Consider the following 25,865-nt stretch of genomic DNA (forward strand, 5'->3'; position numbering starts at 1 on the left):
GATCCGTCAGAGGGGATTCCCGCGACCCCGCATGCCACCCGAGCCCCTGGAAGTGAGGGCAACTCATGTCCCTGCAGGACGATGTGACAGCGATCAGGCGATGCCTCGACGACCTGGTCCGCACGGTCGACCGGCTGGAGCGGAATCTCGCGCTCCTGCGTGAGAACGAGCCCCGGCCCCAGCCGGCCGGCCGCGTCGAAGACCTGGTGACCATCCCCGACACCCCGTACAACAGCGCGCTGTGGACGGACTCGGACGACGAGGGCCTGGGCGTACGCGACCGGCGGGCTCCCTAGTACCCCTTCCGTCAGGAGTCCTCGTTGGCCACCGGTACCGAACCCCCAGCCGTCAGTACGGGCTCATCCGGCGGTACGGGCGTGCGCGGCGCCTCGCGCGCCGCCATCGCGCCCCGCCACCTGCGGACGGACCGCTGGTGGCTGGCGCCCGCCCTGACCGCCGCCGGACTGTTCGCCTTCATCGTGTACTCGACCTGGCGAGCGTTCGCGAACAGCGACTACTACGCGGCGCCGTATGTCTCGCCGTTCTACTCGCCCTGTCTGGCGGAGAGCTGCGCGCCGATGCGGAACGGTCCGAACTGGGAGATCTTCGGCAGCTGGTGGGGCCTGTCCCCCGCGCTGCTGATCCTCATCTTCCCGCTGGGCTTCCGGCTGACCTGCTACTACTACCGCAAGGCGTATTACCGCGGCTTCTGGGCCTCGCCGCCTGCCTGCGCCGTCGCCGAGCCCCACGCGAAGTACACCGGTGAGACCCGCTTCCCGCTGATCCTCCAGAACATCCACCGGTACTTCTTCTACGCGGCCGTACCGGTCGCGGGCATCCTCACGTACGACACCGTGCTCACCTTCCGGGACGAGGAGTACGCCTGGGGCCATATGGGGCTCGGCTCGCTGATCTTCCTCGTCAACACCGTACTGATCTGGGCGTACACGCTCTCCTGCCACTCCTGCCGGCACATCATCGGCGGCCGGCTGCGGCACTTCTCGAAGCATCCGGTGCGCTACCGGCTGTGGGGCTGGGCCGGAAGGCTCAACAACCGCCATATGCAGCTCGCGTGGGCCTCGTTGATCAGCGTCGCCGCCTGCGACTTCTACGTGTACCTGCTCGCCACCGGAACCTTCGCCGACCCGCGCCTCTTCTGACGATCCGCGCCTCTTGTAGGGAGAGCCTTCCGAAATGACGCAACTCGAACGCCGGCAGTGGGACGTCGTGGTGGTGGGTGCGGGAGGAGCGGGCCTGCGCGCCGCCATCGAGGCGCGCGAGCGGGGCGCTCGTACCGCCGTCATCTGCAAGTCCCTCTTCGGCAAGGCCCATACGGTGATGGCCGAGGGCGGGATCGCCGCCTCCATGGGCAATGTGAACTCCGGCGACAACTGGCGGGTGCACTTCCGCGACACCCTGCGCGGCGGGAAGTTCCTCAACCAGTGGCGGATGGCGGAGCTGCACGCCCAGGAGGCGCCGGACCGCGTCTGGGAGCTGGAGACCTGGGGCGCGCTGTTCGACCGTACGCCCGACGGAAAGATCTCCCAGCGCAACTTCGGCGGGCACGAGTACCCGCGGCTCGCCCATGTCGGCGACCGTACGGGCCTGGAGCTGATCCGCACCCTCCAGCAGAAGATCGTCGCGTTGCAGCAGGAGGACTTCCGCGAGTACGGGGACTACGAGGCGCGGCTCAAGGTGTACCAGGAGTGCACGGTCACCCGGATCCTCAAGGAGGAGGGTGCCGGGGACGGCGGCCGGGTCGCGGGGGCCTTCTGTTACGAGCGCGAGTCCGGCCGCTTCTTCGTGCTGGAGGCCCCGTCCGTCGTGCTCGCCACGGGCGGGATCGGCAAGTCCTTCAAGGTGACCTCGAACTCCTGGGAGTACACGGGCGACGGCCACGCGCTGGCGCTGCTCGCGGGCGCTCCCCTCCTCAACATGGAGTTCGTGCAGTTCCATCCGACGGGCATGGTCTGGCCGCCGTCGGTCAAGGGCATCCTGGTCACCGAATCGGTGCGCGGTGACGGCGGGGTCCTGCGCAATTCCGAGGGCAAGCGGTTCATGTTCGACTACATCCCGGACGTCTTCAAGGAGAAGTACGCGGAGTCGGAGGACGAGGGCGACCGCTGGTACGACGACCCGGACCACAACCGGCGTCCCCCCGAACTGCTCCCCCGCGACGAAGTGGCCCGCGCCATCAACTCCGAGGTCAAGGCGGGCCGCGGTTCTCCGCACGGCGGCGTCTTCCTCGACGTCTCGACGCGGATGCCCGCCGAGGTGGTCCGGCGCCGGCTGCCGTCGATGTACCACCAGTTCAAGGAGCTGGCGGATGTCGACATCACGGCGGAGGCGATGGAGGTCGGCCCGACCTGCCATTACGTGATGGGCGGGATCGCCGTCGACTCGGAGACCGCCGCCGCGCCCGGGGTCGCCGGGCTGTACGCGGCGGGCGAGGTCGCGGGCGGCATGCACGGCTCCAACCGGCTCGGCGGGAACTCCCTCTCCGATCTGCTGGTCTTCGGCCGCCGGGCGGGGCTGCACGCCGCCGCGTACGCGGCCGGGCTCGGCGCGCGCCCGGCCCTGGACGAGGGACAGATCGACGCGGCGGCGGCCGAGGCGCTGCGCCCGTTCGGCGCGGACGGCGCGGCGCGGGGCGACGGGAGCGGTCCTGACGGCCGGCCCGCGGAGAATCCGTACACCCTCCATCAGGAACTCCAGCAGACGATGAACGACCTGGTCGGCATCATCCGCCGGGAGCAGGAGATGGAGCAGGCGCTGGAGAGGCTGGCCGAGCTGCGCGTACGGGCGGGCCGGGCCGTGGTCGAGGGGCATCGCCAGTTCAATCCCGGCTGGCACCTGGCGCTCGACCTGCGGAACATGCTGCTGGTCAGCGAGTGCGTCGCACGGGCCGCCCTGGAACGTACCGAGAGCCGGGGCGGGCACACCCGGGAGGACTGGCCCGGCATGGACGCCGACTGGCGCCGGATCAATCTGTACTGCCGGCTCTCCGGCACGGAGGAGGGCACGGCGGCCGGCCCCGCGGCCGGCCGGATCGCGCTCACGCGCCGGACGACCGAGCCCATACGTCCCGACCTGCTGGCCCTGTTCGACAAGGAAGAGCTGGTCAAGTACCTCGCCGAAGAGGAGCTTCACGAGTGAGTGCGAGTACGGGTACGAGCGCGAACGCGTCGACGACATACGAGGCGAAGTTCCGGGTCTGGCGGGGCGACGCCGACGGCGGGGAGCTGAAGGACTTCGCCGTCGAGGTGAACGACGGGGAGGTGGTCCTCGACATCATCCACCGGCTCCAGGCGACCCAGGCGGCGGATCTGGCCGTCCGCTGGAACTGCAAGGCGGGCAAGTGCGGTTCGTGCAGCGCGGAGATCAACGGCCGGCCGCGGCTGATGTGCATGACCCGGATGTCGGTCTTCTCGCGCGAGGAGACGATCACGGTCACCCCGCTGCGTGCCTTCCCGGTGATCCGCGATCTGGTGACGGACGTCTCCTTCAATTACGCGAAGGCGCGGGAAGTGCCGTCGTTCGTACCGCCGCCGGGGGTGGCCGCCGGTGAGTACCGGATGCGGCAGGTGGATGTGGACCGCTCACAGGAGTTCCGTAAGTGCATCGAGTGCTTCCTGTGCCAGGACACCTGCCATGTGGTGCGGGACCACGAGGAGAACAAGACCGCGTTCGCCGGTCCGCGCTTCCTGATGCGGGTGGCCGAGCTGGATATGCATCCGCTGGACGCGGCGGAGGAATCGGGGCTCGACCGCAAGAAGACCGCCCAGGACGAGCACGGCCTCGGCTACTGCAACATCACCAAATGCTGCACCGAGGTATGCCCGGAGCACATCAAGATCACCGACAACGCGCTGATCCCGCTCAAGGAACGGGCCGTGGACCGGAAGTACGACCCACTGGTGTGGCTCGGCAACAAGATCCGGCGGCGCGGCGAATGACGTAGCCGTGGAGACGGGAGGGGCCCGTGATTCCGGGCCCCTCCCGTCTCCGTCTATGGGTCCGCGCTTGTGGTGCGTCAGCCGAGGAGCTTGATGATGGCCTCGGTGGTGCCGGTCTCGCCGAGCCTCGGGAAGATCTTCTCGACGCTGTTCCGGTGCGCGCCCTCGTCCATGTCGGCGACCGCGTCGACGGCGACGGTGACGTGGTAGCCGTGCTCGTACGCGGCGCGGGCGGTGGACTCGGCTCCGATGCTGGTGGCGATGCCCGTCACCACGACCTGGGTGACGCCCCTGCGGCGCAGCTGGAGGTCGAGATCGGTGCCGTGGAACGCGCCCCACTGCTGCTTGGTGACCACGATGTCGCCGTCCTGGACGCCCAGTTCGGGCACGAGGTCGGCCCAGTCGGCGGCCGGCTGCCCACCGCGCATCGGAGCCTCGGTACGGCCGGGCGCGCCGCCCGTGACGCGGACGAACACGACGGGCAGCCCCTTGGCGCGGAAGGCGGCGGCGAGCTCGGCGGAGCGCGCCACGACCTCGGCGGCCGGGTAGGGCGCGGTGGAGATGGCGACGACGGCCTTCTGGAGGTCGACGACGACCAGGGCGGTCTTGGGGTCGAGGGTGGTGACGGTCATGGTGGTGCTCCTTGCGGTACGGAATGCGGTAGGGGTGTGTCCTGGAGGGGGCGGTTATCGGTGGTGGGCGCGGAGCGCCCGGTCTGTGACGGTCAGGATGATCAGCAGCACGCCGAGGACGGCGGAGGCGCCTGCCATCAGATGCAGTCCGCTGTCGCTCGCCGCCTGTCCATAGGCGAGGGCGATCAGGCTCGATGCCGATATGGCACCGATGTACTGCGCGGTGCGCTGGAGCCCGGCCGCGGACCCGATGCTCTCGGGCGGGGCATGCGCCTGGACCGCGGCCTGGTTGCTCGTACCGATCAGCCCCTGCGGAACGCCGAAGCACGCCCCCGCGAGCAGCAGGACGGCGATCGGGGTGCTGTCGTCGACGAAGAGCAGCAGGCCCGCGCCGCCGGTGAGCAGCAGGCAGCCGAGGACGAGCGGGCCGCGGATGCCCTTGGTACGGGCACCGAGCAGCGAGCAGACCAGTGCCGTCACCGACATCGGGAGCATGAGCAGTCCGCTCTCACCGGCGGAGAGGCCACGGCCCTCCTCCAGCCACTGGGTGAAGCCGTACATCACGCAGTAGATGACCAGATAGCTGACGCCGTGCCGCAGATAGGTGCGCGCGAGCGGGCCGTTGCGCACGATCATCCGCAGATCTATGAACGGCAGTGGCCTGCGCAGCTGCCACCACACGAGCACGGCCGTCAGGACACCGAAGGGCGCGAGCAGCCACCACATCGGATGAGCCAGATCGAGCAGGAAGAAGACGAGGAGCGTCAGGGCCGTGGCGAACAGTCCGATGCCGAGCGGGTCGAGCGTGAGACGCGGTGAACGGCCGGGGGCTCCGGCGGCGGGCTCGCGCGGCGGGTCGGCGGGGATCCAGATGAGCCCGGCGACGAAGGCGATCAGCGCGATGGGCAGATTGACGGCGAAGATGCCGCGCCACCCGACCAGGGCGACGAGGAGTCCGCCGAGCGTGGGACCGACGGCCGCGCTGCCGAGCGAGGCGAAGGAGAGCCGGGCCAGCACGGTACGCGGGGCGGGATGTCCGACCCGCCGGCCCTCGTCGCGCAGGACGGACATGGCCGCCGGATAGGCGGCGGAGGTACCGATGCCGAGCAGCAGCCGGGAGACGATGAGCCAGCCGAAGGACGGTGCCACCGCGCCGACCAGGCCGGAGGCGAAGACGACGACCAGGCCCGCGAGGAAGATCCGGCGCGGGCCGAGCGAGTCGGCGAGCTTGCCGAGTACGGGCTGCGCGACGGCGCTGGCGAGATAGAGGACGGAAATCAGCCAGGCGGTGTCGGCCGCGCCGATCCCGAAGCTGTCTCCGATCGCCACCAGCGCGGTGGAGATCATGGTGGTGTTGAGCGGGTTGAGCAGCGAGCCCAGGAGCAGCGGGGCGGTGAGACGGCCTCGGAAACCGGGGGTCCTGGGGCCGCCGCCGCCGGGCTCGCCGGGCGCCGTCAGGTCCGTATGCGGTTGTGCCTGTATCCGCTGTACGTCGCGTGCGCCTTCTTCCGTCCCGCGGGCCTCCGTGTCACTCACTCCTCTCCACCAGCCGCCCCAGCAGGGCCGCCGCCTCGGCCAGCGCGCGGCGTTCCGCGCCGTTCAGTTCGCCCGCGATCGCCTCGGAGAGCCAGCCCTGCTTGGCCGCGCGGGCCGCGGCGAGCGTGTCGTGGCCCGCGCCCGTGACCGAGACGACGGACTGCCGTCCGTCATCGGGGTCCGGCGTCCGCTCGACCAGGCCCTGTTCCTCCAGGACGCCGAGGGTCAGCCGCATGGACTGCGGACGTACGTACTCCGCGCGGGCCAGCGCGGCCGTGGTCGACGGCCCTTCGCCGTCCAGCCGCGCCAGGACCGATTGCTGGGACGGCGTGAGCCTGCTGTCCGGCGTTGCCGTACGCAGGCGTCGCACCAGCCTGCGGACCACCGCGGTGACATCGGCGGCGACCTCCTCGGCGGTCGGGTCTGCGGGCCTCTCGAACTCCTCGGGCATACGCCCACCGTAGAGATAGACAGGTAACCTTGCAAGTTACCCTGTCATTCTTGGCTGGATCCCGGCCCTGGCCGGGAGAGCCCGCCTTGCTCCCCGGACAGCGCGGCGCCTAGGGTGAATGCGCTTTCATGAAATGCGCTTCCCTAAAACACGCGGACAACGGTGCGGAAGAGAGAGAAGGGGACGGGTCGGTCGGGTGAGTGCCCCCACGGTGTACGACGTCGCCGAGCGGTCGGGCGTCTCCATTGCGACGGTCTCGCGGGTCTACCGGAACCCCGACTCCGTACGCGCCCAGACCCGCGACCGGGTACTGGAAGCGGCGCGCGCGCTCGGTTACGTACCGAGCGGCAACGCGCGCGGTCTGGCCAGCAGGACCACCGGCGTGCTCGGGCTCTGCTTCCCCGACTACTCCGATCCGGACGCCGAGACGGACGCCGAGGCGGACGACACATACGACGACTCCGCGGTGATGCTCTACTCGGACCAGATCATCCGGGGCATGGAGCGGGCCGCGCGGCGGCACGGCTACGCGCTGCTGATCGCCGCGTCCCTGAAGGGCGGGCCGGAGTCGCTGGTGGCGAAGGTCGCGGGGCGGGTCGACGGATTCGCCGTACTGGCGCGGACCGTCCCCACCGAGGACCTTGAGGTGATCTCGCGCCGACTGCCGGTGGTGATGCTGGCGGGGCCGCGCGAGATCGACCATCTCGACCACATCGAGGTGGCCAACTCCGACGGCGAACGGGAACTGACCCGCCATCTGATCCGCGACCACGGCCTGCGCGGGCTGGTCTTCGTCGGGGGCGAGAAGGACTCACCGGACGCGGAGGCACGGTTCCGGGGATTCAGGGACGCCTGCGCCGAGGCCGGGCTGCCGGTCCCGGACGAACCCGATCTGCGCACCGTGATGATGACCCAGGCCGAGGGAGAACGGGCCGCGGAAACGCTGCTCGACCGCGCCGACCGGGACGGGGGCCGCCCGCAGGCGATGCTCTTCGCCAACGACCAGATGGCGATCGGCGCGCTCCACGCGCTGGAGCGGCGCGGGGTACGGGTACCCGAGGACATCGCGGTCGCGGGGTTCGACGGAATCCCGCTGAGCCGCATGGTGCGCCCGGCGCTGACGACCGTACGCCAGCCGATCCGCCGGCTCGGCGAGGAGGCGGTGGAACTGCTCGTCCAGCGACTCGCGGAACCGACCCGCGAACCGGTCTCCCTGATGCTCCCGGTCTCGGTGGCCCGCAGGGCGAGCTGCGGCTGCGGATAGCGGGGTTGGGGGCACGACCGAGGGGTGGTCGGGCTCGCCCCGGGAGCAGACCGGACACCCTGGGAGCGGGGAATCACCAAGTCGGAGCACAAACAAGCCCCGCCCGGCATATGACCGGACGGGGCTGTTGACCTGCGGGGCGCGTTCAGCGCACAAACTTGACCGAGGCGAACTGACCGACCGTGCGAGATTCACCGCTGTGCATCGACTCGACACTCCCGGAGCAGGTCCGGCCGGAGTACAGCTCGGCCTCACGGTTGGTGTTGTTCTCCGTCAGCCCGCCCGCTCTCCCCACCGAATAGCACTGATTGTCCCGAGGGTGGTCCAAGACCAACTGAAGGTTTCCGGGCTTCGTGTGATAGCTGAATGACCCTTGCGCCGCCTGAGCGTTGAGCGGGAACCCGACACCGAGCGCCACAGCGACACCAACCGCACTCAGTGCCCTACCGACGATCTTCATGCGTACCCCTGCCTGTCTCCGTTGGGAATTACGCCCCGTGACTTTCCGTGTGCTCCGTATTTGATGCGGCGGCACAGCGCTGATCACCCGGAAGGAGCACGCAGATGCTCCGCCCGATCACACACACCGAGGCAGGGTTTCCCGCACCCTCGAAAAAGCCGAACACCCTCTCTTTCACCAGTTCCGGACATGACCGTGGACGGCGCGATCGGCCCGAAAACAGTCACAGCGTTCATCGCCTTCATGGAGAAGCGTAAGCAGCAAGGCGGAGTGGCGTTCCTCAAAGCGCTCACCAGCCTCCAGGGGGCGCGATACATCGAGTTGGCCGAGAATCGGGAACAGAACGAGGCATTTGTCTTTGGCTGGCTGGTGAACCGAGCGTGACGGGATCGCCGTTGAGATGACCTGGTCACCCGTCGTCCGGCCCGTGCTCGTCGGGAGCGGGCTGTGCGGCGGGCTCGGTGCGGTCGATACAGCGCAGCGCCCTACCGTTTCCTCAGTGCACGGCGATCGTTCCTCAGGCATGAAGAAGATCATTTCTGCTGCCGCGCTGGTCCTCGCCGGCGTCGCCTTCGCTCCCCCCGCCCATGCCGACGACGACTCGGCCTTCACCGGGCCCGTCAGCGCGGCCGACAACTGGAACTTCGGTGCCGGCGTTGTCTGCGAACAGGAAGTCGCCATCGTCCCGATCCTCGCGGGCGGTGTGGGCTACGCAGAGGATCACGGCGACAGGTGTTCCACCGGCAACGTGATCGACCCGTCCTAGGGCGTGTCTTCGAAGTCCCGCCTGCCCTTCGGGCGGGACTTCGAAGACACGCCCCAGCAGCGCCGGCGAACGATCGAACCAGCGCCGCCGTCATGGATGTGCGGTTCCCGCGCCCACCCCGGTGGGAACCGCACGCGCTGACAACCCCTTTCGGCGCTCCCGATCCACCCTCAGCCGAAGCCCAGCCCCAGCCTCTCCCCGAAAAAGCGCCCATCCGCCGCCCGCAGCTCCCGTTCCTCCCGCTCGCTCCCCTCGTGCTCGAAGTGGCCGGCCGTCAGTACGTGCAGTTCACGCGGGCCCGCGAGCGCGTTGTAGACGGCGAACTGGCCCGGCGGCGGGACCGATGGGTCGAACAGGGCCGGGGCGACCAGCATCGGGATCCTGATCCGGCTCGCCGCCGTGGCGGCGTCGAAGTACGGGAGCACGTCCATGATCCCGGGGTGATCGCGGTAGTGGGCCCGTACCGCCTCGCCGCTCCCGGCGCAGGGCAGCGTCAGCCGCAGCGGATGGTCGCCGAAGGTCGGTACGGTCAGCCGGCCGCAGGCGAAGCGGTCGTCCCAGGGAAGCGCCAGCGCGCCGAGGCCACCGCCGAGGCTCTCGCCCGCGTAGGCGAGCCGGGGACCTCGCGCCGTCACCAGCTCCGGTACCAGATCGAGCAGCGCGGACGCGGCGCACCACAGGTCGGCCACGCAATCGCCGATGACATACGTGTCACGGGAGTCGACGCCGTGCAGGACATGGCGGTCGGCGTCCCCCGGGATGCCCGGTCTGCGGCTGCGGGACCCCATCCCCCGTACGCACGGCAGGATCGCCGCGCCGCCCGGCAGCGGAAGCGGCACGTCCCGGCCGGCCTCCTGGCGTCCGCCGTAGCCGTGGCCGATGACGCACCCGTACCGCACCGGCCCTTCGGCGGGCAGGACGAGCCAGCCGCCGAGGCGCAGCCCGCCGACCGAGGTGAACGACACCCCGAAGATCCGGAATCCGTCGCGCTCGTCCTCCTGGGGGCCCACCGCCGGTGCCGTCCCCACCCGTAGCGCCGCCTCGTAACGATCCCGCCAGAACGTGTCGAATCCGTCAGGCGGGGCAGGCGCCGCGATGACGAGCAGCTCATCAAGGGTCCGGCCGTACGCCGGATCAAAGGGAAAGCCGTGCACGAACGCGGACATGATCGCGACAGTAGCCCACCGGACATCACCAGACACACTCGGCAGGACTCGGCCGTACCCGGCCGGACACCGGCGGAAGTTGCCCGAACACGCACCGCACGCACACCGCACGCACGCCTCTCCCCCCGCACGCACACACACCTGAACAGCTGTCGCACGCACAGATGTCGCACATGTTGCACGAGTGTGACCAAGGCACCTCTTGCGGATTCCCGAAGCGCGACGGCAGAGTGATGTATGCGCTTACAGGCAGCGCATACATCGGGGAGCTCAAGGAGGAGCCGTCCATGCACCGCACCGCCAGAACCGCCTCTGCCGCCACCGCGCTCGCGGTGGCATTCGGACTCACCGCGTGCGGAAGCTCGGGGGGTGAGGGAGTCGCCGCCGACAAGGAGCAGACGCTCACCGTCTGGGCCATGGGCGCCGAGGGCGAGAAGCTCACGGACGTCGCCAAGGTGTATGAGAAGGCCAACCCGCACATCACCGTCAAGGTCACCCCCATCAGCTGGGATGTCGCGCATCAGAAGCTGGTCTCCGCGGCCGCCGCCGGCACCCTGCCCGACGTGGCGCAGATGGGCGGCACGTACATCGGCGAGTTCTCCGAGCTGGGCGTTCTGGAGCCGGTCGACACGAAGACCTTCAAGAAGGACGACTTCTTCCCCGCCGCCTGGAAGCAGGGAGAGGTGGACGGCGAGGCGTACGGCGTCCCCTGGTACGTCGACACCCGCGTCCTCTACTACCGCACCGACCTCGCCGAGAAGGCCGGCGTCGGCAAGGCCCCGGCCAACTGGCAGGAGCTGGCGCGGCTCGCCACCGCCTACCAGGACAAGGCGCGTACGAAGTGGGGCCTCTACCTCCAGCCCAGCGGCCTGGACACCGTACAGAGCTGGTACCCCTTCCTGTACTCGGCCGGCGGCGAGATCGTGTCCGAGGACGGCAAGGCGGTCTTCAACAGCCCCGAATCCATCAGGGCCATGACGGAGTACGCCTCGTACTTCGACAAGGGGCTCACCAAGAAGAGCACCCCGCCCGGCTACGAGGTGCTGAAGGACTTCAACTCCGGTGATGTGCCGATGTTCTTCTCCGGCCCCTGGATCATGACCCTGATCAATGACGACTACCCCGACCTCAAGGGCAAGTGGGGCGTCGCGAAGGTCCCCGGTGACAAGGCGTCCGTCTCGATGGCGGGCGGCTCCAGCCTGGTCGTCTCCAAGGACAGTACGCACAAGGCCGCGGCCACGGACTTCATCAAGTACCTCACGGACACCGAGGGCCAGAAGGACTGGTTCACCCGCACCAGCGACCTGCCCGCCAACACCAGCGCCTGGGACTCCGGCAAGCTCTCCGACGACCCGGGGCTCCAGATCTTCCGTGAGCAGATGGAGTCCGCCAAGGGCACGCCGGTCCTGGCCAAGTGGAGCGAGATCACCTCGAAGGTCGACGAGGCCCTCGGCGCGGTGACCCAGAACAAGTCCTCGGCCAAGGACGCCGCCGACAAGGCGCAGTCCGAGATCGAAGGGCTCGTGGAGTAGCCGCCATGACCACCACGACCGAATCCGCCGCGGACGCCGCCCCGGCGCAGGCCGGGGCCAGTCCGCCGACGAGCGGTGCGAAGGGCCGTGAGCCGCGCTCCCTGGGGGTGCAGAATCTGGCCGGGTGGCTGTTCTCCACCCCGTTCCTGGTGCTGTTCACGGTCTTCATGGCCTTCCCGATCGTCGCCACGCTCGCCATGAGCTTCACCGACTTCGGGCTGCGCAATGTGACCGACCCGCTCTCCGCGGAGTTCATCGGTTTCGAGAACTACACGAAGCTCTTCGGCGACGAGAAGTTCCTGAAGGCGCTGTTCAACACGGCGTACTTCGTGGTCGTCGGCGTACCGCTCACCATCGGCGCGGGACTCGCCGCCGCCGTCCTGCTGAACAGCGGGATCGACCGGGCGCGGACCTTCTTCCGGGTCGGCTTCTACGCCCCGGTGGTGACCAGCATCGTCGCCGTCGCCGTCGTCTGGACCTTCGTCCTCGATCCGTCCGAAGGGCTGATCGCGGGCCTGGCCTCCGAAGTCGGCCTCACCACCCCCGACTTCCTCGGCTCCGAAGCGCTCGCCATGCCGTCCCTGATCCTGATGGCGGTCTGGCGCAACCTCGGCACGGTCATGGTGCTGTTCATCGCGGGACTCCAGGCCATTCCCACCGACGTACGGGAAGCCGCGCGGCTGGACGGCGCCGGTCCCTGGCAGGAGTTCCGCCGGATCACCGTGCCGCTGCTGCGGCCGACGATGCTGTACGCCACGGTCATCACCACGATCGGCTATCTCAACGTCTTCGAGGAGCCGTTCGTGATGACCGAGGGCGGCCCTTCGAACAGCACCCTCACCGTCTCGCTGAACATGTACCGCGAAGGCTTCAACTTCTTCCACATGGGCTACGCGAGCGCCATGGCGTATGTGCTCTTCATCGTCATCATGGGCATTACGGTGCTCCAGCTCCGTCTGCTGAAGGACAACACGAAATGAGTGCCGCGGAGACTTCGACCCAGCAGACCTCGACCCGGCGGACGTCGCCCCAGAAGACGTCGGCCCAGCAGACCGCGCCGCGCCGGAACGGGCGCACCGGCCGGCGCGGGAAAACCGGCGTGTACGTCCTGCTGTCGCTCGGCGTGCTGGTCATGTCGGCGCCGTTCCTCTGGATGGCGCTGTCCGCCTTCAAGACCGACCGCGAACTGGCGGCCAGCCCGCCGGTGTGGCTCCCCACCGACTGGACCCTGGCGCACTTCTCGCGCCTGCTCGACCGGCTCGACCTGCCGCTCTACTTCTTCAACTCCGTGCTCGTCGCCGTGCTGGTGACGGTCTCCAATCTGGTGTTCTGCTCGATGCTGGGATACGCCCTGGCCAAGCTGCGGTTCGCCGGCCGGAACAAGCTGTTCGCGCTGGTGCTCGGCGCGCTCATGGTGCCCGGCAACCTGATGCTGCTGCCGCTCTTCGTCCTGATGAGCAAGTTGCGGCTGATCGACTCGTACGCGGGTCTGGTGCTGCCGTTCGCGGCGGGGGCCTTCGGGGTCTTCCTGATGCGGCAGTTCATGCAGTCGATCCCGGACGAGCTGCTGGAAGCGGCCAGGATGGACGGCGCCGGTGAGTGGTACATCTTCTGGCGGATCGTGATGCCGCTGGTCAAACCCGCCCTGGCGACGCTCGCGATCCTCACCTTCCTGGGCTCCTGGAACAACTTCGTGTGGCCGCTGATCGCCACCAACGACCCGGGCAAATACACGCTTCCGGTGGCGCTGGCGACCTTCGCCACCGATCCCAACCAGTCGGAGGGCTCGAACGGAATGCTGATGGCCGGCTCCTTGCTGGTCGTGCTGCCGGTGCTGCTCGTCTTCATGGTGCTCCAGCGGTACTTCACCCAGGGCATCGCCACGGCCGGCATCAAATGATCGCCACGGCCGCCGTCACGTAGGCGCCGGACCCCCGACGCGTCCCCGCCCGTTTCCACAGGTCCCGCCTGTTTCCACAGGTCCCGCGCGTTTCCACAGCTCTCGCGTGTTTCCACCACACCGTGCCCTTCCGCAACTCCACGCTTCTCCGGCTCCACACCCCCCTCCGAGAAAAGGTTTGTACAGTCATGACCGAAAAGTCCGCCGCTCGCGCCGACTGGGAGTCGCGCATCGGGAAGCCCAGTGACGGGCGGCTCCTCGGCATCGGGGAGCTTCCCGCTCCCGCCGGTCTGTCCGCCGACGACGGCACCGGCCATGTGCTGCTGACCTGGCGTCCGGTGCCGGGCGCGCTCGGATATCTGGTGCACCGCGCCGACTCCGCCGAGGGCCCCTTCGAGCCGCTCGACCACCTCGGCGGCGACGTGCTCGCCGTACCGCACCCGCCGTACGCGGACACCCTCGCCCAGCCGGGCCGCGGCTACTTCTACAAGGTCGCCACCTGGTCGGACACCGGTGCCGGCGCGCTGTCCGAGGCCGTGCCCGGCTCCGCCAGGGCCGCCGGCTCGCGCCCGGCCGAGGTCACCGTGGCCGTGGACGCGGCGGCCCCGGCCACCGAACTCCCCGGTGTCTGGAACCGGATGATCGGCGCCGAGCACTTCTCGCTGCTGACCTGGGACAAGCCGGGCGCGGGCGGCTCCGATGTCGCGAAGGAGTACGGCGAGGCGCTGGCCATCGTCCGCGACGAGATCGGCGTACGCTCGGTCCGCGCGCACGGCACCTTCCTGCCCGAGACCGTGACCGTACGGGCCGACGGCTCGTTCGACTTCTCCGGTCTCGACGCCGTCTACGACCGCTTCCTGGCCACCGGCCTCAAGCCCGTCGTCGAGCTCTCCTTCATGCCGAAGGAACTCGCCTCCGACCCGCACTACACGGTCTTCGACTACAAGGCCCTGGTCTCCACCCCCGCGCGGTGGGAGCGCTGGGGCGATCTCTGCCGCGAGCTGACCGTCCACCTCCAGGAGCGGTACGGCCGCGACACCGTCGCCGGCTGGGAGTTCGAGGTCTGGAACGAGGCCAATCTGGAGGTGTTCTGGAACGGCACCCAGGACGACTACCACCGGCTGTACGAGGTCGCCGTACGCGCCGTGAAGGGCGTGGACGACCGGATCAAGGTGGGCGGGCCCTCCTCCGCCGCGGCCGGCTGGGTCGGCGCACTGCTGGAGTACTGCCAGGAGCACGACGTTCCGGTCGACTTCGTCTCCACCCACACCTACGGCAACGCCCCGCTGGACTTCCGCCCGATGACACGCGCCTTCGCCGAGGCGACGGGCAGGCCCGAGCCGGAGATCCTGTGGACGGAGTGGGGCGTCACGCCCACGCACTTCCACCGCGTCAGCGACTCCGTCTTCGCCGCGCCGTTCGTGCTGCGCGGCATGAAGAGCGCGCTGTCGTCCACCGACTGCCTCTCCTACTGGGTGGCCTCCGACCAGTTCGAGGAGCTGGGCTGGCCGCCCCGGCTGTTCCACGGCGGTTTCGGGCTGCTGACGGTGGGCAATCTGCGCAAGCCGCGCTTCTGGGCGCTGTATCTCCTCTCCCAGCTCACCGGCGGCCGGATCCCCGCGGCGGTGGGCGGCGACGGCGCGGGCGCGCTCGTCGAGTCCCTCGCCACCCGCGCGGAGGACGGTTCGACCGTGGACGTCCTGCTCTGGAACGGCACGCTCGACCAGTCCAAGATCGACGGCGCTGCCGTGCTCGACCGCGCCGCGACCGTCCGTGTCACCGGGCTCGAACCGGGCGCGGTCCACACCGTCGAGTCGCGCAGGGTCGACGAGCACCATGCCAATATCCAGGCCGTCTGGAAGGACCTCGACGGCGGTGACTGGCCCGACGACCAGCAGTGGCGCAAGCTGCGCGCCGCCGACGAACTGCCGGTCGAGACGCTCGCGCCCGTCACCGCGGACGCCGAGGGCACCGCGGTGCTGACCGTCGAGCTGCCCAACCCCGGCATCCGCTTCCTGCGGCTCGCCCGCGGCTGAGACCGCGGCTGAGACCGCAGCCGAGACCGCGACGAGACCGCGGCCGAAACCCGCGGCTGAGCCACCCGCCGCCACAGACCCGGGGGCCGACGGCACCTGACCGTCGTCGGCCCCCGTCGTAGCACCACCGCACTCCCACAACCCAACAACCCCACAACCCAACAACTCCACACTCCACAACTCCACACCCGCCAACAGGAGCTGGACTCTCATGGACCGTCGCACGTTTCTCGCCGCAGCGGGAACCGGGGCCGCCGCTCTGTCCCTCGGAGCCGTATCCGCGCCCGCCCTCGCCGCATCCGCCCCCTCCGGACGGGCCGTCACCGCGCCCTCCTCCGATCTCCCCCTGCTGCACCGCTGGTTCCAGGACACGTACCGCTCGATCGAGGCGATGACGACCGACCACGGTCTCACCGCCGACAAGATCGACGTCTCCGGGCCCGGTACGCCCGTCCCCTCGCGGAACACCTCACCGACCAATATCGGCTGCGGCCTGTGGTCCACCGTCGCCGCCGCGGGCCTCGGCGTCATCGGCCGGGACACCATGTACCGCAGGCTGGCGCACACCGTCTCGGCGGTCGAGCGGCTCGAACGCCACCACGGCTTCTGGCTCAACTGGTACGACGCGTACGACGGTTCCGTCCTCACCAGCTGGCCCGGCACCGGCGACCCGGTCCGCCCCTTCCTCTCCTCCGTCGACAACGCCTGGCTCGTCACCGGCCTGCGGATCGCCGCCGACGCGGAGCCGCGGCTGCGCGGCCGGGTCGCCGCGATCCTCGCGACCGCGGACTGGTCGTACTACTACACGCCGTACGACCCGGCCGACCCGGTGAAGGGCCCCGGCCAGCTCCGCGGCGGCTTCTGGACCGACACCGGTGAACCCACCGCGCACCACTACGGCGCTCTCAACACCGAGCCCCGCATGGCCAGTTACCTGGGCATCGCCGACGGCACGCTCCCCGGCGACCACTACTGGCACATGCTGCGCACGATGCTCCCCGAGCACGGCCAGGAGCAGCCGCCGGGCGGCGCGTACGAGACCATCGACGGTGTCCGCCTCTGGCAGGGCCACTACACCTACCGGGGCCGCAAGCTCGTCCCCACCTGGGGCGGCTCGATGTTCGAGGCGCTGATGGTGCCGCTCTTCGTGCCCGAGACCGAGTGGTCGCCGCGCTCCTGGGGCACCACCCACCGCCGCTACGTCCGCTCCCAGATCGAGCACGGTCTGGAGGAGGCCGGGTACGGCTACTGGGGCTTCTCCCCGTCCAATGTGCCCGAGGACGGCTATCAGGAGTACGGCGTCGACGCGATCGGGATGCAGACCGACGGGTACGCCTCCAACACCGACCGCACCTTCGTCACCCACGGCGAGCCGCTGCCGCCGGCGTCCGCGTACACCAACGGGGTCGTCACCCCGCACGCGTCGTTCCTCGCGCTGCCGCAGGCGAGGGGGGAGGCCATCGCCAATCTGAAGGCGATCGCGGCCGACTTCGGCGCGTACGACGAGCGCTACGGCTTCCGTGACTCCGTCAATGTGGGGACGGGCCGGGTGAGCGACTTCGTCCTCGCCCTCGACCAGGGCATGATCGCCGCCGCGCTCGCCCAGGAACTGCGTCCCGGACTGCTCCAGCGGCCGTTCCGTACGGGCGGATTCGCCTCGCGGGTACGGCCGCTGCTGGCGAAGGAGCGCTTCAGCATCTGAGCCCGGACCCGCTCGCCGGACCTGCTCACCGGACCTATTCATCGGTCCTGCCCGCCGGTCCTGCTCGCCGGACCTGCCCGCCGGCCCCTACCCGCCGGTCCTACCCGCCGGTCCTGTCGAGACGTCCCCAGCCGTCCCGGTACGACGTCCAGTCCTTCTCGGTCGCCGCGAAGTCGACATAGATCGCCACGCCGAAGCGGTCCCGGTCGCGGTCCGTGCGCCCCAGGCCCAGCCTGACGCCGCGGACCGCGGCCGCGACGGTCTCCGCGTGGCCGTGGTGGCTCATGTCGTCCTCGTAGTAGAAGGGCAGCCCCATCAGCAGATCGGTGCCCTCCGGCGTGACTTCGAGGGCGAGCGTGGTCTGCTGCGCGACATAGCCGCCGTACAGGCTCTCCAGCGGCATCGCCGTGTCGTACGACATGACGGCGATCTGGTCGACCCGCCGGGCGACCTGCGCGAAGAACGCCTGCGACCACCACTTGGGGTGCCCGGTGAGCGTGTCGGCGACGGAGTGCAGCGCGGGCAGCGGATCGATCTGGTGGGCGGCGATGGAGAGCGGCACCTGACGGGCCCGGGTGAGCGCGCGCAGGTCGTCGAGGAGCGAGAGATAGTCGCGGTCGCCGGAGTGCAGCGGCTCCAGATCGAAGTGGACGCCGTCGAAGCCCGCGTCCAGGATCTGCCGGGCGGAGCCCACCACGGCGGCGCGGGACGCGGCCCGCTCCAGACGTAGCCCGTCGGGCGTCTCGGTCGCCAGCTTGTCGCCCAGCCAGGCGTGGACGCGTACGCCCGGGATCTCGCGGTGGACGGCGTCGATCAGCCACCGTGCCCGGGGGTAGCGGGCCGTGGGGAGAGTGCCGTCGTGCTCCAGCGGCCCGGTGTGGACGTACAGGTCGCGTATGCCGGTCCCGCGGATCCGCGCGGCGAAGGCGTCGAGATCGGCGTCCTTCTTCCGGCCGTCCACCCAGGCGTGGCCCAGCCAGATGGCGTCCTTGCCGCGGGTGCGGGTGCCGTCCTGGAGGTCGCCCGCGTAGGTGAGGCGCAGGGCGGCGGCGCCGGTGAGCGCCGGTACGAGGAGCAGGACGGCGAGCGCCAGCGCGACCCGCTTGGGCCACCGCGCGCGGGGCGCGCGCCAGGCCCGTATCAGTGTCCGTCCGAATCCGCGCAGCTGTGCACGCAAAGCCGTTACCTCCCCCGTATGCCCATGACCGGCCGGTCATGGAGACGCTCAGGCTATGCGCCGGGGGCCACCTGATGACGCCACAGCACCCCGTTCCAGCAGGCGCTACGTCCGGTCGCGCCCTCCCTTGACGGGACATAACCTCCCAAATGTGACGTCACTCGTAAGCCGCCCCGGGCCTGGTCGCCCCGGGCCTGGTCGCTCCGGGCCCCGTCGCCCCACGCCCTGTCGCCCCGGGACCCGTATAGCCATCAGGGCTCTCGTCGCCGTGCTGGTGACGGCGTGGTGGCTTGTCGTCCCCGCCGCTCAGCAGGCGGGCGCCGAGCAGCCGATCCCGCTCGACCGGCAGGGCCAGATCACCGACAAGGTCGGAGCGCTCGGCAATCGGCGGACCGCGGTGAGCCAGGCGCTCGACCGCCTCTACAACGACCGGCGGGTGCAGCTCTTCGTCGTGTACGTACGCGACTTCTCCGGGCACTCGCCGCAGAGCTGGGCCGACGCGACGGCCACCCGCAACGGCCTCGGCCGTGACGACCTCCTGCTCGCGGTCGCCACCCACGACCGGCAGTACGCCTACTCCGCGGACATCGACTCACCGCTCACCGCCGACCAGCTCGCCACGGTCGCCGGCACGGCCGTCGAACCCGCGCTGCGGCAGAACGACTGGTCGGCGGCGGCGATCGGCGCCGCGAACGGATTCGACGCGGTGCTCGCGGGCCGGCCGGTGCCCACGCCCGCCATCACGCCCGGGGTGGCGGACCCGGGGGGCCCGGCGGCCGACGGAGGCGCGGCGACCAATCTGGTGCTGCCCGTCGTCGTGGTGGTCGGGGCGGCGGCCATCGGCGCGTACAGCTTCGCCAAACGGAAGCGGCGGATGGCGGTCCGTACGACGCCGCGGGGCGAGCGGCACGGCTGGGGCTCCCCCGGCGGTACGGAGCCGCCGGCGCCGACTCCGCTGCCCGAGCTGGACAGCCGGGCGAAGCAGGTCCTCGTCGAGACGGACGACGCGCTGCGCACCAGTCAGGAGGAACTGGGCTTCGCCACGGCGCAGTTCGGCGAGGAGGCGGCGGCACCGTTCACCGACGCCGTGGCCTTCGCGAAGGGCCAGCTGACCCTCGCCTTCCGGCTGCGCCAGCAGCTGGACGACGCCTTCCCGGAGGACGACCCGACCCGCCGCCGGATGCTGGACGAGATCATCGCCCGTTGCGCGGAGGCGAACAGCCGGCTCGACGCCGAGTCCGAGGGTTTCGACCGGCTCCGGGCCCTGGAGCGGAACGCGCCGCAGGCCGTCGAGACGGTCGGGGGCACCTTCCGCGAGCTGAACGGGCGGGTCGCGACGGCTCGGGACACGCTCGCCGCGATGCGCGAGCGGTACGCCGACTCGGCCTCCGCGCCCGTCGCGGACAGCGTCACGCAGGCCGAGGACAGGCTCGTCTTCGCGTCCACCGCTCTGGACGAGGCACGCGGCTTCACCGGCGCGGGCGACAACGGCAGGGCGGCCGTGCACGTACGGGCGGCGGAGGCGGCCGTCGGGCAGGCGGCCACGCTCGTCGAGACGGTCGAACGGCGCGCGCAGGAGCTGACGGACGCGGCCGGGAAGCTTCCCGGCGCGCTGACCGAGACGGAGACGGATCTCGCCGACGCGCGCGGGCTGTTGAAGGGCACGACGCCGGGGGTGCCGACGGCCGACCTCCAGGGCCGGATCGGCCGCGCCGAGGCGGTGGTCTCGGGGGTACGGCGCGAGCTGGACTCGGGACGGTACGACCCGATCGACGCGCTGCGCCGGGTCGAGGAGGCGGACGCGGTCCTCGACGAGGCGCTGACCGGGGCGCGGGAGCGCGAGGAGGGCAGCCGCCGGGCGGGCACGCTCCTCGATCAGGCGATGCTCACCGCACGCTCGGCGATCGGCGCCGCCGCCGACTACATCGGCACGCATCGCGGGGCGGTCGGCAGCCAGGCCCGTACCCGTCTGACGGAGGCTCAGCGGCGGCTGGAGCTGGCGCACGCCACATCGGTGTCGGGCGACACGCAGGGCGCGCTGGCCGAGGCGCAGCGGGCGGACGCGCTGGCCAGGACGGCGCAGGACCTCGCCGAGCAGGATGTGCGGTCGTTCGGGAGCCGGTACGGGGGCGGCGGTGTCCAGGGAACGGGGGGCGGGCTCGGTGGCGCCGTGCTCGGCGGGATCCTCCTCGGCGGCCTGTTCGGCGGCGGGGGCGGCCTCGGTGGAGGGGGCATAGGAGGGGGCGGGGGGTTCGGCGGGGGCTACGGGGGCGGTGGCGGACCCGGCAGCTTCGGCGGCGGGGGGACGCGCGGCCGGATGGGCGGCGGCGGCCGGTTCTGACGTCGTCCGCTTCCCCATCGCTTTCCCCACAAGACCACGAGGCCACAGGACCACTGGACCTCAGGGCCTCGGGGCCTCAGGGCCTCAGGGCCTCAGGGCCTCAGGGCCTCGGGGCCTCAGGGCCTCAGGGCCTCAGGGCCTCAGGGCCTCAGGGCCTCAGGGCCTCAGGGCCTCAGGGCCTCAGGGCCTCAGGGCCTCATAACGCACGGACCCCACAGGGCCTCGAGGCAACACGACAACAGGGCCATAAGGAGAAGAGCCATGACCAAGCAGACCATCCTCGGCCGGGTCAGCCAGCTGGCGAAGGCCAATATCAACGCCCTGCTGGACCAGGCGGAGGATCCGCAGAAGCTGCTGGACCAGCTGATCCGCGACTACACCAACAACATCGCCGAGGCGGAGGAGGCGGTCGCCGGCACCATCGGCAATCTGCGCCTGCTGGAGCAGGACCACACGGAGGATGTGGCCGCGGGCCGTGAGTGGGGCGAGAAGGCGCTCGCGGCCAGCAGGAAGGCGGACGAGCTGCGCGCGGCCGGGCATACCGCGGACGCGGACACGTTCGACAACCTCGCCAAGGTCGCGCTGGAACGCCAGCTCCAGTCCGAGAAGGAGGCGAAGACCGCGGAGCCGACCATCGCCTCCCAGACGGAGGTCGTGGACAAGCTCAAGAGCGGTCTGGAGCGGATGAAGGCGAAGCTGAACGAGCTGAAGGCGAAGCGCGACGAGCTGGTGGCCCGGTCCAAGTCCGCCCAGGCGCAGAACCGGATGATGGACGCGGTCAAGAACATCAACGTCATGGACCCGACCAGCGACCTCGGCCGGTTCGAGGACAAGGTGCGGCGCGAGGAGGCGAGGGCGATGGGCAAGCAGGAACTCGCCGCCTCGTCGCTGGACGCCCAGTTCGAGCGGTTGGACAGTGTGGGCGACAGCGCGGAGGTCGAGGCGCGGCTGGCAGCGCTGAAGAGCGGCTGACAGGGCCCTCTGTCGGGAAAGAGCGCTGACGGCAGGCGCCGGGCCCGATCGTCACGGACCGACAGCCCCAGGCAGACAGCCCCCGGGCCCGGCGTCAGAACATGCTCAGCAGCTGCTCGACGGTCGGCTCGGCCGACGAGTCACCGTCGGGCAGGGCCAGCTCGAACCAGACCGTCTTGCCGCGCGGCGTCCGGCGCGAGCCCCACGCCGCGCTCAGCAGCCCGACCAGCTGGAGACCCCGGCCGCCCTCGTCGGTGTCACGGGCCCGCCGCCGCCTCGGCTGCACCAGTCCCGCGTCCCACACCTCGCAGACGAGAGTGCGGTCGCGCAGCAGCCGCAGCCGGATCTCCCCCTCGCCGTAGCGCATGGCGTTGGTGACCAGTTCGCTGACGAGCAGCTCCACGGTGTCCACCAGCGGTTCGAGGTCCCAGGCGAGCAGCTGCGTACGGGCGAGTTCCCTGGCCCGGCCCACCGAGCGCGGCTCGCGGGGCAGCAGCCAGTCGCCGACCGCCTCGGCCGGCAGCCCCTGGATACGGGCCATCAGGAGGGCGATGTCGTCCTCGCCGTGCCGGGTGTCGAGCGTGTTCAGCACGTGGTCGCAGACGTCCTCCAGCGGACGGGACGGATGGGCGAGAGCCGCACGGAAGGCGTCCAGGCCCTCGTCCAGCGGCTGGTCCCTGGATTCGACCAGCCCGTCCGTATACAGCGCGAGCAGCGCGCCCTCCGTCACATCGACCTCCACCTGCTCGAACGGCTCGCCGCCCACGCCGAGGGGCATCCCGGGCGGCACGTCGAGCAGCAGCGCCTCCTCGCCCGGTTCGACGAGGACGGGCGGCAGATGGCCGGCGTTGGCGAACGTGCAGCGCCGGGTGACCGGGTCGTAGACGGCATACACGCAGGTGGCGAGATAGACCTCGGCGAGGTCCGCGTCGCGCGACTTGTGGGCGACGCGCGAGGCCTGCTGGGCGCCGCTGGGCGAGCCCAGTCCACGGGCGATCTCGTCCAGCGCGGAGAGCACTTCCGCGGGCTCCAGATCGAGCAGCGCCAGCGTGCGTACGGCGGTGCGCAGCTCGCCCATGGCGACGGCGGCCCGCAGGCCGCGCCCCATGACGTCGCCGACGACCAGCGCGGTGCGGTGGCCCGGCAGTTCGATGACGTCGAACCAGTCGCCGCCCACTTCGGTGGCCGTGTTGCCGGGCAGATAGCGGCAGGCGATGTCCAGCCCCGCGGCCTCCGGGTCGCCGGGCGGGAGCAGGCTGCGCTGGAGGATCAGGGCGCGTTCGTGCTCCCGGCGGTAGAGGCGGGCGTTGTCGATACAGACCGCGGCGCGCGCGGCGAGTTCCACGGCGAGGGCCCGGTCCCGTTCCCCGAACGGCTCGCTGCCCTTCGTACGGGAGAACTGGACGAGCCCGATGACGCTGTCGTGAGCGACCATCGGGACGGCGAACGTGGACTGGACGAGGCTGCCCGCCTCGCCGGGGATGGTCTGGACGCGGCCGGTGCGCAGCGCGCCCGCGCTGAGCGAGCTGAACGGGAAGCGGTGGACGGCGCCGACCTCGGGCGGGACGTACCCGTCGCCCTCGCCGCCCGGCCCGGTCAGCGGTACGTCGGAGACGGCGCTGGCGAAGGCGACCCGGCGCAGCCGGGCACTGCCGCCGCCGGAATCGGCCCCCGAGGAGCCCCAGCGTCCGGGCGGCGCCTCCTCACCGGTGAGCAGGCTCTGGTAGAGGTCGACGGAGGCGAGGTCGCAGAAGCCGGGGACGGCCACGCCGAGCAGCTCGCGTGCGGTGGTCTCCAGGTCCAGGGAGTTGCCGATGCGGGCGCTGGCCTCGTTGAGGAGGGCGAGGTTGCGGCGGGCGCTCGCGGCTTCCCTGGCGGCTATGTGACGGCGTGTGACATCGGTGGCGACCCCGGCGACCCCGATGGAGCGGCCGGAGCCGCTGTGTACGCGGTAGAGGTTGATCGACCAGTGCCGGCGTTCCGCGTCGCCCGGCCGGGTGCCCACGATCTGGAGGTCGGTGACGGACTCCCCGGTCTTCAGGACGCGTTCCAGGGCGGCGGTCATCCGCTCGGCCTCGGGGCGCGAGAGATAGTCGTGGACCGTACGGCCGCGGTGGTCGTTGGCCTGGCCGCCGAAGACGGTGGCGAAGCGCTGGTTGGCGCGCTGCACCTTGAGGTGGGTGTCGAACAGCAGGAAGCCAAAAGGAGATTGGCCGAAAATAGCCTGCGAGGAGGCGAGGTCGGTCTCGATCCGGCGCAGCGCCCTGACGTCGACGACGATACAGAGCGCGGCGCGTTCGCCACGCTCCGTCTCGCTCGGCATCACATAGATCTCGGCGATCCCGTGCGGCTCGGCGCCGCCGTCCGTACGGAACGGAACGAGGCCGGTCCATTCCTTGCCGTCGAGGATCTCCTTGATCTTGCGATGGCCTCGCGACCGCTGATCGGCCGGCATGAACACCTCGACCGGGTCCCGGCCCCTGACCTTGTCGGCATCCACTCCGAACAGCTCGGCGGCCCGCTCGCTCCACTGATCGACCAGCCCGTCCGGACCGATCGAGAACGAAGCGACCTTGATGTAGTCATAGATCGAGCCGGGCGGACTGCTCTGCCATACGACGTCGCCCGCCGCCCCAGATATCTCGCTCACGCGACCGTCCCCTCCAGCTCACGCACCGGACCGGCCATGCCCGCAGTATTCAGCACTACGGCCCCAGCCGACACGGCGTTCACGATCACAGCACGGTCTCGTTCTTTTTGAGCCGAGCCCGTCGTGATCGTTCTCCCTCCCAGACTTCTAACCAGGGAGGGGCAGCTCGAACCACACGGTCTTGCCGGTCTTCCCACGGCGTGTACCCCAACGTCGCGCGGTAACCGCCAGAAGCTGGAGTCCCCGGCCCCCTTCGTCGTCGGGACCGGCGGGGCGTTCGGTCGGTGGATCGGGCAGCGGATCGGAGACCTCCACCAGCAGCGCGGCACGCTCCGTGACGGCGGCGCCACCGGCTCCGTCGGGACCGCCGGGGTCCCCGGGAGGTCCCGGCTCGACGGGGCGGACGGCGAGCCGGACCCCGATCGGCCCGGAGGTGTAGCGCAGGGAATTGGTCACCAGCTCGCTCACCAGCAGGACCGCCATATCGCCGACCGACGGCGGCAGGCGCCAGGCGTGGAGCGTGTCACGGACGGCATGGCGGGCGGCGCGTACGGCATCGAGTTCGGCAGGGAAGGTCCATTCGGCGCATGCGTCACCCTCTGTGTCGATCAAGCCGATCACTTCCCCAGACCGACGGCAGACCCGCGTCCCGTTTAGGGGGGTTAATCAGCACATACCCGATATCCGTCGCGGCTACCGTCACAGCCGCCGTCACAGGGGAGGCCGCATCGGCACAAACGGACTACGCCCTTTCCGCACATGACGTACCGCTCGTCACACCGCCGCGCACTCCTCACGCACGTCCCGTACGCTTCGCCGCGCGTTCTTCCTGCGTTCTCCATGCCCCGCCCGGTGCCGAGTTCAGGGGATCCGGCGGGTCGGCGCGGGGGCGGCGCGCAGCCGTCGGGCCGCTTCGGCCACGGCCGGACGGTCCTGGTCGAGCCAGTCGACCGTATGGATCTCGTCAGGGCCCAGCCAGCGGAGTTCGTCGTGGTCCTCCAGCGGCCGGGGCTCGCCGGAGAGCAGCCGGGCCATCCACACCTGGAGCACATAGCCGGGCTTGAGCGGCCATTCGCCGGGGATCCGCTCCACCGGCTCGCTCTCCACGCCGAGTTCTTCCCGCAGCTCACGCACCAGCGCCTGTTCGGGCCCCTCCCCCGGCTCCAGCTTGCCGCCCGGCAGCTCCCAGCGGCCGGCCAGCTCGGGGGGCGCGCTGCGCCGGGCGGCCAGCAGCCGTCCGCGGTCGTACACGGCGCCCGCCACCACCACACGATCAGTCATGCGCCGGAGCGTAACGCGCACTCGGCCGAGGGCGTGGCGTACG

Annotated in this window: 23 protein-coding genes; 14 read left to right on the forward strand and 9 right to left on the reverse strand. The window is 70.5% G+C overall.

The features are described from left to right. Window positions 1-65: 65 nt before the first annotated feature. Genes ACIOGX_RS23860 through ACIOGX_RS23875 form a run of 4 tightly spaced genes read left to right on the forward strand, consistent with a single transcriptional unit; the run spans window position 66 to window position 3,956 of the window. On the forward strand, window positions 66-296 hold the full coding sequence (locus ACIOGX_RS23860; RefSeq protein WP_356514607.1) for a hypothetical protein: 231 nt from the start codon (window positions 66-68) through the stop codon (window positions 294-296). 24 nt (window positions 297-320) lie between these two features. Next, entirely contained in the window at window positions 321-1,160 is an 840-nt protein-coding gene (locus ACIOGX_RS23865) for a hypothetical protein (RefSeq protein WP_356514605.1), read from the forward strand. A gap of 34 nt (window positions 1,161-1,194) precedes the next feature. Continuing rightward, window positions 1,195-3,156 (forward strand): fumarate reductase/succinate dehydrogenase flavoprotein subunit, encoded by a 1,962-nt coding sequence (locus ACIOGX_RS23870; RefSeq protein WP_401916010.1) that lies wholly within the window; start codon window positions 1,195-1,197, stop codon window positions 3,154-3,156. Further along, the gene (locus tag ACIOGX_RS23875) at window positions 3,153-3,956 is read left to right on the forward strand and encodes a succinate dehydrogenase/fumarate reductase iron-sulfur subunit (RefSeq protein WP_356514601.1); all 804 of its coding nucleotides are present in this window, start codon (window positions 3,153-3,155) and stop codon (window positions 3,954-3,956) included. Before ACIOGX_RS23870 ends, ACIOGX_RS23875 begins: the two co-directional genes overlap by 4 nt. Before the next feature lie 77 nt (window positions 3,957-4,033). Here the strand turns inward: ACIOGX_RS23875 and ACIOGX_RS23880 are convergent, their stop codons facing one another. From ACIOGX_RS23880 to ACIOGX_RS23890, 3 genes are all read right to left on the reverse strand, one after another. Beyond that, complete coding sequence (locus ACIOGX_RS23880; RefSeq protein ID WP_401916012.1) at window positions 4,034-4,588, reverse strand: isochorismatase family protein; 555 nt, start codon at window positions 4,586-4,588, stop codon at window positions 4,034-4,036. A 54-nt stretch (window positions 4,589-4,642) separates the two neighbouring features. Next, complete coding sequence (locus tag ACIOGX_RS23885) at window positions 4,643-6,046, reverse strand: MFS transporter (RefSeq protein WP_401916657.1); 1,404 nt, start codon at window positions 6,044-6,046, stop codon at window positions 4,643-4,645. A gap of 70 nt (window positions 6,047-6,116) precedes the next feature. After that, the gene (locus tag ACIOGX_RS23890) at window positions 6,117-6,575 is read right to left on the reverse strand and encodes a MarR family transcriptional regulator (RefSeq protein ID WP_356514597.1); all 459 of its coding nucleotides are present in this window, start codon (window positions 6,573-6,575) and stop codon (window positions 6,117-6,119) included. 196 nt (window positions 6,576-6,771) lie between these two features. Between ACIOGX_RS23890 and ACIOGX_RS23895 the strand changes: the two genes are divergently transcribed. Next, window positions 6,772-7,839: a LacI family DNA-binding transcriptional regulator gene (locus ACIOGX_RS23895; RefSeq protein WP_356514595.1), complete on the forward strand. Its 1,068-nt coding sequence runs from the start codon at window positions 6,772-6,774 to the stop codon at window positions 7,837-7,839. Between the two features lie 145 nt (window positions 7,840-7,984). Here the strand turns inward: ACIOGX_RS23895 and ACIOGX_RS23900 are convergent, their stop codons facing one another. After that, the gene (locus ACIOGX_RS23900; RefSeq protein WP_356514593.1) at window positions 7,985-8,299 is read right to left on the reverse strand and encodes a hypothetical protein; all 315 of its coding nucleotides are present in this window, start codon (window positions 8,297-8,299) and stop codon (window positions 7,985-7,987) included. Between the two features lie 189 nt (window positions 8,300-8,488). Between ACIOGX_RS23900 and ACIOGX_RS23905 the strand changes: the two genes are divergently transcribed. Next, complete coding sequence (locus ACIOGX_RS23905) at window positions 8,489-8,683, forward strand: putative peptidoglycan-binding domain-containing protein (protein WP_401916016.1); 195 nt, start codon at window positions 8,489-8,491, stop codon at window positions 8,681-8,683. 139 nt (window positions 8,684-8,822) lie between these two features. Then, window positions 8,823-9,065, forward strand: a complete 243-nt coding sequence (locus tag ACIOGX_RS23910) for a hypothetical protein (RefSeq protein ID WP_356514589.1) — start codon at window positions 8,823-8,825, stop codon at window positions 9,063-9,065. A gap of 170 nt (window positions 9,066-9,235) precedes the next feature. On the opposite strand, the gene ACIOGX_RS23915 is transcribed toward ACIOGX_RS23910, so the two are convergent. Next, window positions 9,236-10,231, reverse strand: a complete 996-nt coding sequence (locus tag ACIOGX_RS23915; protein ID WP_356514585.1) for an acetylxylan esterase — start codon at window positions 10,229-10,231, stop codon at window positions 9,236-9,238. Between the two features lie 287 nt (window positions 10,232-10,518). On the opposite strand from ACIOGX_RS23915, the gene ACIOGX_RS23920 reads away from it, so the two are divergent. The 5 genes from ACIOGX_RS23920 to ACIOGX_RS23940 all read left to right on the forward strand — a co-directional run bounded on the left by ACIOGX_RS23920 (window position 10,519) and on the right by ACIOGX_RS23940 (window position 17,401). Further along, window positions 10,519-11,763 (forward strand): sugar ABC transporter substrate-binding protein, encoded by a 1,245-nt coding sequence (locus ACIOGX_RS23920; RefSeq protein ID WP_401916019.1) that lies wholly within the window; start codon window positions 10,519-10,521, stop codon window positions 11,761-11,763. A gap of 5 nt (window positions 11,764-11,768) precedes the next feature. Beyond that, window positions 11,769-12,743, forward strand: a complete 975-nt coding sequence (locus tag ACIOGX_RS23925; protein ID WP_383972581.1) for a carbohydrate ABC transporter permease — start codon at window positions 11,769-11,771, stop codon at window positions 12,741-12,743. Further along, window positions 12,740-13,663 (forward strand): carbohydrate ABC transporter permease, encoded by a 924-nt coding sequence (locus ACIOGX_RS23930; protein ID WP_401916022.1) that lies wholly within the window; start codon window positions 12,740-12,742, stop codon window positions 13,661-13,663. The genes ACIOGX_RS23925 and ACIOGX_RS23930 overlap by 4 nt, the downstream gene beginning before the upstream one ends. A gap of 188 nt (window positions 13,664-13,851) precedes the next feature. Beyond that, complete coding sequence (locus tag ACIOGX_RS23935) at window positions 13,852-15,699, forward strand: glycoside hydrolase (protein ID WP_401916025.1); 1,848 nt, start codon at window positions 13,852-13,854, stop codon at window positions 15,697-15,699. Window positions 15,700-15,910: 211 nt separating this feature from the next. Then, window positions 15,911-17,401 (forward strand): glucoamylase family protein, encoded by a 1,491-nt coding sequence (locus tag ACIOGX_RS23940; protein ID WP_356514575.1) that lies wholly within the window; start codon window positions 15,911-15,913, stop codon window positions 17,399-17,401. A gap of 100 nt (window positions 17,402-17,501) precedes the next feature. On the opposite strand, the gene ACIOGX_RS23945 is transcribed toward ACIOGX_RS23940, so the two are convergent. Then, the gene (locus ACIOGX_RS23945) at window positions 17,502-18,578 is read right to left on the reverse strand and encodes a hypothetical protein (protein ID WP_401916027.1); all 1,077 of its coding nucleotides are present in this window, start codon (window positions 18,576-18,578) and stop codon (window positions 17,502-17,504) included. A gap of 268 nt (window positions 18,579-18,846) precedes the next feature. Between ACIOGX_RS23945 and ACIOGX_RS23950 the strand changes: the two genes are divergently transcribed. Both ACIOGX_RS23950 and ACIOGX_RS23955 read left to right on the forward strand, forming a co-directional pair. Beyond that, window positions 18,847-20,919: a TPM domain-containing protein gene (locus ACIOGX_RS23950; protein ID WP_401916029.1), complete on the forward strand. Its 2,073-nt coding sequence runs from the start codon at window positions 18,847-18,849 to the stop codon at window positions 20,917-20,919. Window positions 20,920-21,180: 261 nt separating this feature from the next. Then, window positions 21,181-21,891, forward strand: coding sequence for a PspA/IM30 family protein (locus tag ACIOGX_RS23955; protein ID WP_383972590.1), 711 nt, complete (start codon window positions 21,181-21,183; stop codon window positions 21,889-21,891). A 94-nt stretch (window positions 21,892-21,985) separates the two neighbouring features. Here ACIOGX_RS23955 and ACIOGX_RS23960 read toward each other — a convergent pair whose 3' ends face one another. The 3 genes from ACIOGX_RS23960 to ACIOGX_RS23970 form a co-directional block, all read right to left on the reverse strand. After that, window positions 21,986-24,541: a SpoIIE family protein phosphatase gene (locus tag ACIOGX_RS23960; protein ID WP_356514569.1), complete on the reverse strand. Its 2,556-nt coding sequence runs from the start codon at window positions 24,539-24,541 to the stop codon at window positions 21,986-21,988. Window positions 24,542-24,688: 147 nt separating this feature from the next. Further along, window positions 24,689-25,162 carry an ATP-binding protein gene (locus tag ACIOGX_RS23965; RefSeq protein WP_383972594.1) on the reverse strand — a complete coding sequence of 158 codons (474 nt, stop codon included), beginning with the start codon at window positions 25,160-25,162 and terminating at the stop codon, window positions 24,689-24,691. 240 nt (window positions 25,163-25,402) lie between these two features. Continuing rightward, the gene (locus ACIOGX_RS23970) at window positions 25,403-25,822 is read right to left on the reverse strand and encodes a (deoxy)nucleoside triphosphate pyrophosphohydrolase (protein WP_401760817.1); all 420 of its coding nucleotides are present in this window, start codon (window positions 25,820-25,822) and stop codon (window positions 25,403-25,405) included. Between the last annotated feature and the right edge of the window lie 43 nt (window positions 25,823-25,865).

Origin of the sequence: Streptomyces sp. NPDC088147 (assembly GCF_044741565.1) — a bacterium.
Lineage (GTDB): Bacteria > Actinomycetota > Actinomycetes > Streptomycetales > Streptomycetaceae > Streptomyces.

Coding starts and splice junctions, on each gene's coding strand:
- ACIOGX_RS23905 (WP_401916016.1), top strand. CDS start 8,489: ATGACCGTGGACGGCGCGATCGGCCCGAAAACAGTCACAGCGTTCATC.
- ACIOGX_RS23970 (WP_401760817.1), bottom strand. CDS start 25,822: ATGACTGATCGTGTGGTGGTGGCGGGCGCCGTGTACGACCGCGGACGG.
- ACIOGX_RS23890 (WP_356514597.1), bottom strand. CDS start 6,575: ATGCCCGAGGAGTTCGAGAGGCCCGCAGACCCGACCGCCGAGGAGGTC.
- ACIOGX_RS23915 (WP_356514585.1), bottom strand. CDS start 10,231: ATGTCCGCGTTCGTGCACGGCTTTCCCTTTGATCCGGCGTACGGCCGG.
- ACIOGX_RS23870 (WP_401916010.1), top strand. CDS start 1,195: ATGACGCAACTCGAACGCCGGCAGTGGGACGTCGTGGTGGTGGGTGCG.
- ACIOGX_RS23880 (WP_401916012.1), bottom strand. CDS start 4,588: ATGACCGTCACCACCCTCGACCCCAAGACCGCCCTGGTCGTCGTCGAC.
- ACIOGX_RS23930 (WP_401916022.1), top strand. CDS start 12,740: ATGAGTGCCGCGGAGACTTCGACCCAGCAGACCTCGACCCGGCGGACG.
- ACIOGX_RS23935 (WP_401916025.1), top strand. CDS start 13,852: ATGACCGAAAAGTCCGCCGCTCGCGCCGACTGGGAGTCGCGCATCGGG.
- ACIOGX_RS23900 (WP_356514593.1), bottom strand. CDS start 8,299: ATGAAGATCGTCGGTAGGGCACTGAGTGCGGTTGGTGTCGCTGTGGCG.
- ACIOGX_RS23955 (WP_383972590.1), top strand. CDS start 21,181: ATGACCAAGCAGACCATCCTCGGCCGGGTCAGCCAGCTGGCGAAGGCC.
- ACIOGX_RS23940 (WP_356514575.1), top strand. CDS start 15,911: ATGGACCGTCGCACGTTTCTCGCCGCAGCGGGAACCGGGGCCGCCGCT.
- ACIOGX_RS23860 (WP_356514607.1), top strand. CDS start 66: ATGTCCCTGCAGGACGATGTGACAGCGATCAGGCGATGCCTCGACGAC.
- ACIOGX_RS23910 (WP_356514589.1), top strand. CDS start 8,823: ATGAAGAAGATCATTTCTGCTGCCGCGCTGGTCCTCGCCGGCGTCGCC.
- ACIOGX_RS23920 (WP_401916019.1), top strand. CDS start 10,519: ATGCACCGCACCGCCAGAACCGCCTCTGCCGCCACCGCGCTCGCGGTG.
- ACIOGX_RS23925 (WP_383972581.1), top strand. CDS start 11,769: ATGACCACCACGACCGAATCCGCCGCGGACGCCGCCCCGGCGCAGGCC.